Annotated in this window: 10 protein-coding genes and 1 pseudogene; 7 read left to right on the top strand and 4 right to left on the bottom strand. The window is 37.8% G+C overall.

Annotation, left to right across the window (positions count from 1 at the left end; genetic code table 11):
* Nucleotides 1-295 precede the first annotated feature (295 nt).
* Nucleotides 296-412: pseudogene (locus tag KCG35_RS27140) on the bottom strand (transposase family protein); the annotation flags it as partial.
* Nucleotides 413-535: 123 nt separating this feature from the next.
* On the opposite strand from KCG35_RS27140, the gene KCG35_RS22340 reads away from it, so the two are divergent.
* The 7 genes from KCG35_RS22340 to KCG35_RS22310 all read left to right on the top strand — a co-directional run bounded on the left by KCG35_RS22340 (nt 536) and on the right by KCG35_RS22310 (nt 7,962).
* The gene (locus KCG35_RS22340; RefSeq protein WP_215822080.1) at nt 536-1,063 is read left to right on the top strand and encodes a hypothetical protein; all 528 of its coding nucleotides are present in this window, start codon (nt 536-538) and stop codon (nt 1,061-1,063) included.
* Nucleotides 1,064-1,073: 10 nt separating this feature from the next.
* Entirely contained in the window at nt 1,074-1,328 is a 255-nt protein-coding gene (locus tag KCG35_RS22335) for a YceK/YidQ family lipoprotein (RefSeq protein WP_215822079.1), read from the top strand.
* 249 nt (nt 1,329-1,577) lie between these two features.
* On the top strand, nt 1,578-3,620 hold the full coding sequence (locus tag KCG35_RS22330) for a type VI secretion system Vgr family protein (protein WP_215822078.1): 2,043 nt from the start codon (nt 1,578-1,580) through the stop codon (nt 3,618-3,620).
* 3 nt (nt 3,621-3,623) lie between these two features.
* Nucleotides 3,624-4,538, top strand: coding sequence for a DUF4123 domain-containing protein (locus KCG35_RS22325; protein ID WP_215822077.1), 915 nt, complete (start codon nt 3,624-3,626; stop codon nt 4,536-4,538).
* Between the two features lie 14 nt (nt 4,539-4,552).
* On the top strand, nt 4,553-6,463 hold the full coding sequence (locus KCG35_RS22320) for a lipase family protein (protein WP_215822076.1): 1,911 nt from the start codon (nt 4,553-4,555) through the stop codon (nt 6,461-6,463).
* Nucleotides 6,460-7,239, top strand: coding sequence for a hypothetical protein (locus KCG35_RS22315; protein WP_215822075.1), 780 nt, complete (start codon nt 6,460-6,462; stop codon nt 7,237-7,239). The genes KCG35_RS22320 and KCG35_RS22315 overlap by 4 nt, the downstream gene beginning before the upstream one ends.
* An 18-nt stretch (nt 7,240-7,257) precedes the next feature.
* A complete protein-coding gene (locus tag KCG35_RS22310) occupies nt 7,258-7,962 on the top strand; it encodes a hypothetical protein (RefSeq protein ID WP_215822074.1) in 705 nt (234 codons plus the stop codon).
* Between the two features lie 947 nt (nt 7,963-8,909).
* Here KCG35_RS22310 and KCG35_RS22305 read toward each other — a convergent pair.
* The 3 genes from KCG35_RS22305 to KCG35_RS22295 are packed head-to-tail and all read right to left on the bottom strand — an operon-like array spanning nt 8,910 to nt 10,953.
* The gene (locus tag KCG35_RS22305) at nt 8,910-9,599 is read right to left on the bottom strand and encodes a hypothetical protein (RefSeq protein ID WP_215822073.1); all 690 of its coding nucleotides are present in this window, start codon (nt 9,597-9,599) and stop codon (nt 8,910-8,912) included.
* Nucleotides 9,600-9,607: 8 nt separating this feature from the next.
* Nucleotides 9,608-10,387, bottom strand: coding sequence for a phage tail protein (locus tag KCG35_RS22300; RefSeq protein ID WP_215822072.1), 780 nt, complete (start codon nt 10,385-10,387; stop codon nt 9,608-9,610).
* Nucleotides 10,387-10,953, bottom strand: coding sequence for a phage tail protein I (locus KCG35_RS22295; protein WP_215822071.1), 567 nt, complete (start codon nt 10,951-10,953; stop codon nt 10,387-10,389). The genes KCG35_RS22300 and KCG35_RS22295 overlap by 1 nt, the downstream gene beginning before the upstream one ends.
* Nucleotides 10,954-11,419: the final 466 nt, after the last annotated feature.

Here is an 11,419-nt window from a genome sequence, read left to right as displayed (position 1 = left end):
TTGAGTAAAAATCATACAATCCAGTCTTTGGACATACTTTTGAGGCACAACCGAAAGTATTTTTGTGTAAGCTGCTCTATAATTGTTATATGGTTTTGATCTGAAAAAATATATTTTAACGGACTTTTTTTGTTTCCACGTTATTTCACTTATCCACCGCCAATGCCCAGCATACCTGTAATGATGGCGAATAATGGACCCCGGTCAAATACTGGTGGTGTCGCATACGTACAAACTTCTGCAGAGGTTTGCATATCAATATGTCAGCCCTGAGTTTGTCCCAGGGCAATTCTAGAAAGCCTTGAAACCATGCTTCTTTGGCCTTACCAAATCGCTCAATAGCAACCCAATCATCTGCTCCACACAACGCAGCACAAATCGTAACAGTAATGATATCAACTAACTTATGACGACGATGGCGTTCAACTCAATGGTCATCTAAGTGACTAAAATGATCTGCAATTGTATTATTTTTTCCAATGTTATGACTCTAAGTCAGTTGGTAATCATCCTATTATACTGATTTTATTTTTATATGCGATTGCCCCAGTGGCCAACCACAGCGTTTAAAAATGGTATTCCATTCCAACTTGGTGTATTTAAATTTAAACTCACCAAAAAGTATATTGAACGTAGCGAGTATTATTCAAATAGTGAAAAGTCTAATCCAAGCGCAAAAAATTTTAGTCTTATTTTATCAGAGAATGAAGGATTTACCCTTAGTATAAAGCCTCCCCCTCCTAATGTTAATGCTTATAATTTCTTTTACATAATGTTTATAAATAGCGTAAAAACTCAGCCTTTTATAAGGCTAACCGACCATAAAAAAATGCAAGTCATTGAAGCTAAATCTCATATTTTATCTAAAGGAAATGCTAAAGTTATTTCGTACTCAAAAGGTGACTTTAATACCTTTAAAGTCATTTATACTAATATTGCTAATTACTCTATGACTTATATCACGCATAGGCAACTTCAAGATCAATTTCTCATCATTGACAATACTCTACTAACACCATCTGAGTTTGATAAGTTTATAGGCTCTATTGAATTAGTTTTATAAGACCTGGCATATGAAGAAAACCTTTGGCTTACTGTTAATTATACTATTAGTCTCTAATCTGATTAGCTGTGCTTCAATTAATGGTAGGACAGCACACTATTACACTTACCCTTTTATAACAACTCGTGAAGGTACTATTACTTTAGGTGTTGAATTCTTGGCATTTATTGTACCTATGTTAATTGATGGCACATTCAGCGCAGTTCTTGATACCATTCTTTTGCCCTATGATGCTACACAGTGTATTTATAGAAATAGTCAGTAGAAATACCCTTCGCAAATAAATTTTAGGCTTCGTCATCATCACACGATGGCGTCGCAAAAAATAGAGATTATCAATTACCCCTTAAACGCCAAAACACATCAGCAGCCTTCTCTGAAACTTTCAAGTTCAATTAAAGCGTTACGATCTTAACCAAATCTGTTACATATCGTAGCCTTGTGATGTACATTGCTAAGTCCTTGCAGCCTTTGAAATACAATAGCATCCAGTTATTTCTTGTAAGGCGATGTCATGAAGTTGGGTGCTAATCGTAGTGTATTTCTGTTGGAGATCACTGGTTGCCATGCTGAGTTAATGGTAACGGAGGTCAATGGTATTGAAGGGATTTCAGACCCTTACAGCATTGAAATATCTCTAGTCAGTCGTCATCCCGAGCTGGGTAATTTGAATCTTATTCGCAAGCCTGCTTGTATCACTATTCGTGGCGAAGAAGAGGACCGAATAATTCATGGCATGGTCGCTTCATTAACAGAAGCCAGTCCTGATAACCGTTATACTGGATACCACGTAAAAATAGTCCCTAAACTATGGTTTCTTCAATACCGAGAAGACTGTCGTACTTATCAAAAACTCACAGCGCCTGAAATTGTTGAACAGGTTCTCATCCGAGCAGAGCTGCAAAAAAGCATCGACTTTGAGTTTCAACTCACTGATGACTATGAAAAAGAAACCTATATAGTTCAGTTTAACGAATCTGACTTAAATTTTATTGCCCGCCTGCTGGAAAAAGAAGGTATTTTTTATTACTTCGAGCATACTGCGAACAGCCACAAGCTTATTTTTGTAGATCGTAATGAAAGTCTGAAGCCTATTGTGGGTGATACGCTGAGTTTTCACATGAAAACCGGCATGGTACCTGATGGTGATTGTCTAGACTCGGTGAAATACAGTAACAACCGAACCATCGGTAAAGTGGTAATACGGGATTACAACTTCCATAAACCACGGTTAAACCTTGAGGTTGAGCATACGCTTGGTGAGGAAAATGCCGTTGAGCATATTTACCCTGGTAATTATAAGACGGTAGAAGCAGGTCAGCGTTATGCCCGTATTCGCTGTGAAATGCATCAAGTCAAAAAGACCATTGCCACCGTAGGTGGTACTTATCGTACGATGATTCCTGGCTATACGGCAGCCATCGTAGATCACCCAGTTAAAGAAGTGAATAAAACATACATTATTACTCAAGTAGTGCATGAAGGTCGGCAACCTCAAGGCTCTGATGAGTATGCCGTGGGTGATGGCGCGTATTATCGTTCGCGTGGGATCTTCATACCCAAAACAACCGTTTATCGCCCTCAACCACGACATAAAGCCCCTAAAATGCCTGGCAAACAGACCGCAATTGTTACGGGACCTGCGGGTGAAGAAATCTACACCGATGAATATGGGCGTGTAAAAGTCCAATTCAAATGGGATCGGGAAGGCAAGCAAAATGAAAATTCTTCCCGCTGGGTTAGGGTTATGCAAACCTGGGCGGGTGATCGTTGGGGTAGTATGGTGATCCCCCGCATAGGTCAGGAAGTCACCATTGATTACTTAAATGGCGACGTGAACCACCCAGTAGTGACGGGTGTTGTCTACCATGGCAGGCATCAAACACCGTATAAACTTCCGGATCATAAAACCCGCTCTGGCTTTAAAACCAATTCATCCCCTGGTGGTGGTGGCTTTAATGAGTTCACCTTTGAAGATAAAAAGGATCAGGAAGTCATCATGGTCACAGCGGAAAAAGATCTGGATGTCCGCATTAAAAATGATCGCCGTGAACATATTGTGGGCAATAATACAGTTACAGTTTACCAACATGATTTCAAGCACATTATAAAAGACCAACATATCAAAGTAGATCAAAATCATGAACGAGGAATTAAAGGCGACTATCATGAAACCGTAATCGGAACACGCCATTTGCAGGTTGATGGAGAACACCGGACTGAAGCTAAAGACATGAATTTTAAATCCGGCCAAAAAATATTACTTGAGTCAGATACCGAAGTAACGTTTGTCGCTGGTGGTAGTTCGATCACGGTCAATCAGGAAGGGGTATTTATTGATGGTAAAACCATCCATGTCCAAGGACCAGGACTCCCCACACCGGTCAATATCATTACGCCTGAGCGACCAGCGCTTGCTGAAGAGGCTGATCGGGCAAAATCAGGCAAACCTTCTGAAAATCTGGCAGATAAAAAATTATGTCCCAGTCAGGCAGATGCGCTTTCTGCAGCCCAACAAGCTAAAAGCCCTATTTGCAAAATTTGTAATGAGAAGTAAGCCATGACAGACATAATTCAAACGATGCCCTTTGACCATCTGCCCCCCATTATTTATGAATGGCAACGTCGTGATTTAACCATTTATTTGCTGGCTGATGGTATTCATCCCCCTGATTTTTTACCTGTTTATATGAAATTAACGGCAGGCGAGCGGTATGAAAATTTATATCAAAATACGCCATTTTATGATGCCGTTGCTTTAAAAAGCCCCTATCTCATTCAGATAGAAGATAAGCACCTTATTCATGGTTTAATACAGGAATGGGATCGGGATGGTATGTGGATCATGGCAACCCCTGCCCCCTTTGAACAAGTCATGCAACATTGGCAAAGTTTAATTACCGCCAAAAATTCCATGGGTGAGGAGGTCTTATTTCGCTTTTTTAATGGCGAAATTATGCGACAATATTTATCTGCCTGCACAGAAGAAGAAATTCGTTACTTTATGGGTCCTGTCCCCTATGCCATTTTCCCTACACAAGATAACATTATCCATGTTTTTAACCCGGCTATCGCCGGTCAAACCATGCCCGTTGATAGTTTGATTGAGCAGTATCAACCCTTGCCTCGCCCCTGGTGGCAAGTAACCGATAATCATACACAGGCTTTTCAATTACACGGGCTAAAGATTCAAGTCACCAATTTATCGCAACATATTTGGGCAAACTATCCGACCCAGGCTCAACATATTACTGAACAGGAAGGCCCACTGGAATGCTTTTTAGTAAGAAGAATAGCAGCTGCCGAAAAACTAGGTCTATCAGAAGATACCCATGTTACGCAGTTTATTGAACAAAGCGTCGTAATGGGAGAAGGGTTTGAGAATAAAGCGACATTTCAGTCGTTAATCAATATGTACCCGTCAAAACCAGGCGAAATGTTAAACGCTTTTGCAAAACATATTAAAACAGCTTAAGGCAGTTGCAACTGATGGCGAATAATCCTTCTTCCAGCACTACATTACAGTGTCCAAAATTGCGTAAGTTGGCAATACATTTGGTTGACCCTGATTTACGTCCTTATAAAGGTATCGTGTTAGAAGTAACACCACACTCTGGTGGCTCTACCTGTTTTATCAATAATAAAGGTGAGTATAAATCCCCCAAGTCGTCACCCACCTGGTCCAGTACCACTGATGATCAAGGCATAGCATGGTTTACATTACCTGCAGGGGCCTATCAGTTGACCCATGCCAAAAATGAAGATGAACTTGTTAAACAAGCAAAAATGATGAGAATGCCCAGTGTTGATCCTTATGAAAAGTCAACACAGGCAAAAACAGAGGCGCAATTAAAAGATTGGGTACACTCAAGATTCAGACTAGAAGAATTTCTAACTAAAAAAATTAAGCTACCAAAATATCAACAGGTAGTAATCAACCCATCCAAAACTTCACCCTTATCAATAGACTTTATAGTATCAAAAGCAGAAAATCATTGTATTGCAGAACTATACCCATTACGCGCCTATGTACCCGTGCTAAGTCATACAAAGGAATACAATGACCTAAACGCCTATAATTTAAGCTTATTTTCAATTATAAGCTATGCTCTTTTACCAAGTAAAAAAGCTATGGACGACCATGGCTATGAAATTCTGCCTGGCACAATAAAATATACTATTGATAATGATTGGGCAGAGCTAAAAAAACCATTAAAAGTAGATAACGCCTCCTGTAAAAATATTCCATGGGTATTGATCGATGTTCCCTATGATAAGCGTTTTCTAATTGACGATAGCTGTGCTGCATTTGCGAATGTAATGTTTCATAAAGAAACAGATGGTGAAGAACATTTATGTGAATTACAAGCATTTTTTGTCTATAGTAAAGACTCAGTTGTACTGTTTACCCGAGGGACTGATAACCTTGCTAACGTTTTAACAGATGGTACTGCAGATCAAATACCTTTTAAAGATGGTGTTGGGTATGTACATAAAGGCTTTTATGAAGCATTTAATATCTTAAAGAAAAAACTTCATGAAAAATTAAAAGATAATCTAACCGGCAAGAAACTATTTATTGCTGCCCATAGTTTAGGTGGGGCCATGGCCACACTTTTTGCTGTCACCTATCGAGACTATAACCCAGTACTGTATACTATTGGCTCGCCAAGGGTAGGAACTGATACCTTTGTTAATACCTATAAAGCCATCACCCATTATCGGATTGTTAATTATAAAGATCCAGTGACTTCTGTACCTTCTCGTTGGATGGACATAAGACTCCGTACAGTGTTACCTTCATTAGTGTTTATTTCACACCCTATTGGGATCACTACATTTCTTTATTCTACAGTTGACTTAGATGGAGCCATTGGTTTAGATAAAGATAGATATTTTCACCATGGCCACCTTAAATATATTTTACCTATTGATGATCCATTATCACCTAACTCTAACTTTCAGATAATGGTAACTAATATTAAACATAAAGGCTTAATTGACAGCAAACTCGTTCAAGAGTTATTTAAAAAAGATGATGATATGCCTGACTTTAATTTTATTGGCAAACTATTAAGAGGTAATGACCACAGAGCCGTTTCAGGTTATGCGCCACATTTAAAAGAGTTACTTATTTATAACTATTTAAATATTGGGAATGATCCCAAAGTAGAGTATAGATTAAGATCCTATGAGATAAAAATTAATTTACTAAAAAGACAAGGTAGATATGACGAGGCTGACGAATTAAACCAAACATATAACGATCTCAAGTTACACTACAATAAGATGTATACAAAACAATCCGTTTTAGGCAAGCACCAATCCAATTTAAAATATGTTGAGAAAACGTTGAGAAATACTCTTATTCCTGAACCGAAATTAGGTGATATCTTTTGAGAAAAATAATGTATAAAAACATAGTAAATTTAACGTCACTAACTATTGCATTCAGTGCACTCACTGCATGTTCTGCCCTCGACATGGATTATAAATTAGCCGAGCTCAATCAGGAGAAAGGCGTTATTACTATCTCTGGCAAGATGCCTAAAGGGTTTAAAAATGTAACGATTAGAAATTCATTTTCTACAAAGAGTAGCCGGTGCTTACAAAGAAAGTCCTGGCCACAAGATTCAAGTAAGTTTAACCATGTCGAAAAATACACATTTAGACGCACAGTACAAATTGATAAAAATGGCAATTATTCTATTAAGTTACCCACTATTCTTGAAGGGCAATACTGTGATTGGTATCACTCGTATATAGAAATGGAAGCAGAGCACGATTATGGTTCAGATATAGCTTTAGATGGCTCATTAAGCCCTTCTCTGTTTAAAGTTTTAATTATAAATACTGTTGGTGATAATGCTCCGCCTAAGTATTATCATAAACTAAAGCTCGATCATACCATAAATTGCAAAAAACTATTTCGCAACATAAACATGAAAGGAGTAGCAAATATAGAAAAAGCAAAATGCCCTTATATGTATCCTGAGATGGATATCAAAGATGGGCCATACTGGTTATGGATACAAGATAAAGATATCAAACCCAACATTCATTTAAAGATAGACATTAACTTACCCGATAAAATATATGAGTATAATTGTATAGATGAGCCTTCAGGCTATACCTATTGTAAAACTACCGATGGTGAAATACTTTGGGAACAGTAGTTTGAGTAAGATTATCATATGATAGCAGATGTATTTAAAATTAATATCTCACTAGCGGTCATTATGTTACTGCTTACTGGCTGTACCTTCAGTAGTTATAAAACTCAGCTGACAGGACTTGCTATTACTCCACCTGCAGAATCATACTGCACACCCCACCAGGAACTAGATAGCAACTATTTTGATACAGGCAAAATAGACACAAACAGCTCAACTATAAAAAAGAGAAATGTATATGCAATAGTAGCTTTTTCAGAGAAATTAGAGACTATACTCGGCATTAGCATGCCTCTTCCAGTCGTCAACACTTATTACAATAACGTTAAGAGAAGTCACGGATTCCCGTTTATTTTTCTATACTCAATTATAAACAAAGATGGCAAAAGGGTTTACTTAAGTAGCTCTAATGAAAGATATAAAATGAGTAACATATCATTTTATGAATACATGGTACCCATACTACTACTTGATGAAATATACACTCAACAAATTAATAGCTATACATTCAATATAAGCAATTCATATCAAGGATTTCTAACTTATACAAAAGAAACTGATCTTGTAAGCATAAAACCCTACGATATTAAATATCTACTAAACCATGGCAGCTTTTTAAAGAACAACGAAAAAAATGAGCCAATATATAAGCCTATCTGCAGAAAAATTGTCCCATTTCCACATTTTTTTCTAGATGAAGATACGGGTATGGAAGGAGTATTATAGGCCAATATTTATGTTGCTCACATACACTTTATTTACTTTATTTTTTTCTTGCTTATCCCTAATCTTTTATACTCATCCTCCAGGCATGGGTCATACAGGTATTGAGCTTATTTTGCCACTTATTCTGTTTACGGTGAACGTTTTTGTGTTTGTAGTTGTCAAGCTGGCTTCAATAGAATTAAAACCGAATAGCATCACTCTGTATAAATTTTACTGGGTATGGTGGATAGGCACAATTTTCTACTCATTCATTCTTTCTCGACTTTGGCCATTTAGAAGCTAAGGCATTGCAGGTAAAGCAATACAGTTAGTGTTTATAACCTGAATTAACTCATGTCTAATGAAAACCATGATATGAATTAATTCTAACCTGTTGTTTCTAATAGCTTATTTTTAGCTGTCATGTGTATTGAATGATGGCCAAAGTCGAGTCTTTATGATCAACAAGAATTCATTAAATATATCTTCATGTAGATAGCTAATAGTCGACATGGATTATAAGCCAACCAAACTCAAAAAGCTTATTTTCTGTAGCCCCCCCCTTTGTCCAACGGCTGCATAACGCCCATCAAACACGCCGTAAATCCCTCCCTAGAGGCTTGGTTGCCGCTTCCTTGCGGCAAACAGTTCGATGTACCTTATCCAGCCTAGATATTATCAAGTCACACTCTGAATTATCACTACCGCTTACTTAAAAGCAATTGGTGTGTTACAACAAAGTGGGCCTGCAATGCTTGAATTAGTTTGTGAAACAGGTGCCGGGAGCACCGTGAGCAGTAGAGACCAAGGATGGTCTTCTGCTGCGGGAAGAACAAATTAAATCATGCATTGCATTAGCACAATCTCTATTCATCAAATAGTAATTATTATATGTGGCTTCTTTCATGACTTTGTACAATCTATCTGTAAGGCAATTAAAAAGCTGTTTTTATTTTTTAGTTACACTTTCAGTCAGCATAAGTTTTTAGCTCATCATTCACTTTATTTTTAAAGTTCTGAAATAATGCATTTAAAGTTTTTTCACTACGTTTTGACTTAATTTCTTTCAGGGCTTTTAATTCAGCTCCATCTATAATTGCACAAGCCATCGCTAACGACTGATTTTTAACTACTTGTTTTTGAGCTAATTGCTGTAGTGTTTCATTACTACCTCGTTTGTCACACTCTGCCTGTAAAATTAGTTTATCTGCTTCAGATGCATTATTACTTAGTATGCGTAAAGCACGCTGTGCTTTGTCATTCCAGCTTGCAAGTTTATACTGATCAACGTGCTCTGAGACTTTAGCTCGAGTTTCAAAAGCAAAGGCTACAACCTTTTGCTCTACCTGTCGTCTAAGCTGACCTAAGCTAGGCTCTGGCGGTTCAGTAAGCGCATTAGCCGGAACTCTTTGGTCTAATTCTTGAATTTTCTTATACGTACCATCTGGCAACCAATACTCAACGCCACGATAATCAGAAACTATAGACCAAAAACCATTTTTAAATAAGGCTACTTCATTTTGCTGTGTTAGTGGTGGTCGCTTGGTTGTTGCATATGCAGGGACAAGAGGTTTTCCTTCTAACGGATCATTATGTGCTTCTACCTGAGATAAATACTCACCGCTCAACGGATGATAATTATAAATAGTATTCATCATTAAACTCCTTAATACTTAATACAGAACAACATGGCCATGTTCCGCGGTCTGATAGCATGCAAAAAAGTTGAAGCTGAAACAGAACCATACCCAATACCTTCAGAGATCTGCATAAAGTTAATATTTCCAGTATAACCATTCCAGTCAGGATCTTCGTAACCAAACTTACTCCTTACATCATCCTCTCCCATATAACCTTGTTCATCAAAATCCATAATATTTCGGCTTGAAGCGTCATAGTTAGCCGCTCGTACTGTTGGCTTCTGCCAAGAACCAAATAAACGCTTTTTATCAATCCCACGACCATTATCAAAACCACGGATAAATTCACCGCGCAAGTCTGGTAAATTAAATGTTGTTAAACCATTACCTTCACCAAACACAGTACCAATTACACTAAATAAGTTGGCATAAGATATCCGAGACAAAGCAGCGCCATTACATTCAAGCCACCCTTCTGGCGGGGTATCTGCGGCAAAGGCGATGACTGCACCAGGAGGTGCATACACTTTTCCACACTTGCCATCTAATCGTTCTGAATCTGTAGCCTTTCCCATTACATCTAGCTTAGAATTTAATGCAGCTTGCAGACCTGTAACGTCAGTAACGCCCAACTTATCAACATCAGATATTAACTTGTCAATTTGTTGTTTTAGCCATGCTGTTCTATTCGCAAGCTGCTTAGCTTGACGATTAGAAATACCATTAGGTCCTGCCACTACAGGATCAGTTGTTTCAAGTTGGTAAATACCTTCTTCATATTCATTTATTTCAGATAAATGTGCCATTAAGCTACTCCGTGCGAAAAACTTCCATCATAAGAAATTATTGAGTTGTAAATATGCAAAGCCTGGTCATAGTGTAAACCTGCTAAATAGCAACGGGCAGGTGCAGTTTGCGATAATAATCGGCGCACTTGTTGAGCTTGAGTTATAGTAATGGGACGTTGAAGATAGACTCTATATGCGGCCCACTCACGTCCTCTATCACCATGAAAATAGTGTCCGTTATATAAAATTGTATTGTTATATTGCTGGGCATTCAGCCCTTCGATAATAACGGCATCACCATAACCTGCTGCAGCTAAAGCGCGCCGAACACTGCCAACTGTGCCTTTTTTAACGTGAACACCAAAACTTTTCTGTACGGTTTGACGCTTTTGATCTTCAGACCAATTACCATCCCATTCATCAACAGATAAAGTCCAGGCTAACCAAGGTAATAACTTTATAGGGCTCTCACTGGGACTCCATAATGATCCAATCCCAACAGGCACATTATTCAAACGAGTAACCACTTGTTCTTGAACTCGCTCCATAACTGTTGCATTAGCTGGTAGTAACGTTTCACTCATTTATTCATTATTACTCCAATGATAAATTGCTAGAAAATAGTGCATTCAATCTTGGTAGTTAATTAAGCACTTTACTTAACATTTAGGGAAAAAGATTTTTGATTTCACTGAAAGCAATGTAACACGAGCACACTTTAGTGTTTAGGTGAAATATTTCACTTATTAATATTACGAACATCCAGATAAGTAGACACTATACAATGTTTAACTATGACAGAGACTTATTGAAGAAGTCCATAAGGGTTGTTTCAACTATTACGAATCATTTTTAAGGTTTGTTGTCAGCACTCTTGACCAACAAATGCAGTTCATGCAGGAGCTTTTAACTACCGCTCCAGTCACTTATTAATATAAGCTTCGCTGGACGGCCGTATACTTGTGTCCTAGCCCGAATATTTCATCAGGAATTATATATTATGGCTAATCATAGATTTTTTTAAAAAACCAAACAAAAATAGCCTATTCT

Origin of the sequence: Zooshikella harenae (genome assembly GCF_018837975.1) — a bacterium.
Taxonomy (GTDB): domain Bacteria; phylum Pseudomonadota; class Gammaproteobacteria; order Pseudomonadales; family Zooshikellaceae; genus Zooshikella; species Zooshikella harenae.
The sequence above is the reverse complement of the archived record's forward strand: the minus strand, read 5'-3'. Positions and strand labels throughout refer to the sequence as shown.

Bases quoted from the DNA above. Each gene is read 5' to 3' on its own strand.
- KCG35_RS22340 (WP_215822080.1), top strand. From the start codon at position 536: ATGCGATTGCCCCAGTGGCCAACCACAGCGTTTAAAAATGGTATTCCA.
- KCG35_RS22335 (WP_215822079.1), top strand. From the start codon at position 1,074: ATGAAGAAAACCTTTGGCTTACTGTTAATTATACTATTAGTCTCTAAT.
- KCG35_RS22330 (WP_215822078.1), top strand. From the start codon at position 1,578: ATGAAGTTGGGTGCTAATCGTAGTGTATTTCTGTTGGAGATCACTGGT.
- KCG35_RS22325 (WP_215822077.1), top strand. From the start codon at position 3,624: ATGACAGACATAATTCAAACGATGCCCTTTGACCATCTGCCCCCCATT.
- KCG35_RS22320 (WP_215822076.1), top strand. From the start codon at position 4,553: ATGGCGAATAATCCTTCTTCCAGCACTACATTACAGTGTCCAAAATTG.
- KCG35_RS22310 (WP_215822074.1), top strand. From the start codon at position 7,258: ATGATAGCAGATGTATTTAAAATTAATATCTCACTAGCGGTCATTATG.
- KCG35_RS22305 (WP_215822073.1), bottom strand. From the start codon at position 9,599: ATGATGAATACTATTTATAATTATCATCCGTTGAGCGGTGAGTATTTA.
- KCG35_RS22300 (WP_215822072.1), bottom strand. From the start codon at position 10,387: ATGGCACATTTATCTGAAATAAATGAATATGAAGAAGGTATTTACCAA.
- KCG35_RS22295 (WP_215822071.1), bottom strand. From the start codon at position 10,953: ATGAGTGAAACGTTACTACCAGCTAATGCAACAGTTATGGAGCGAGTT.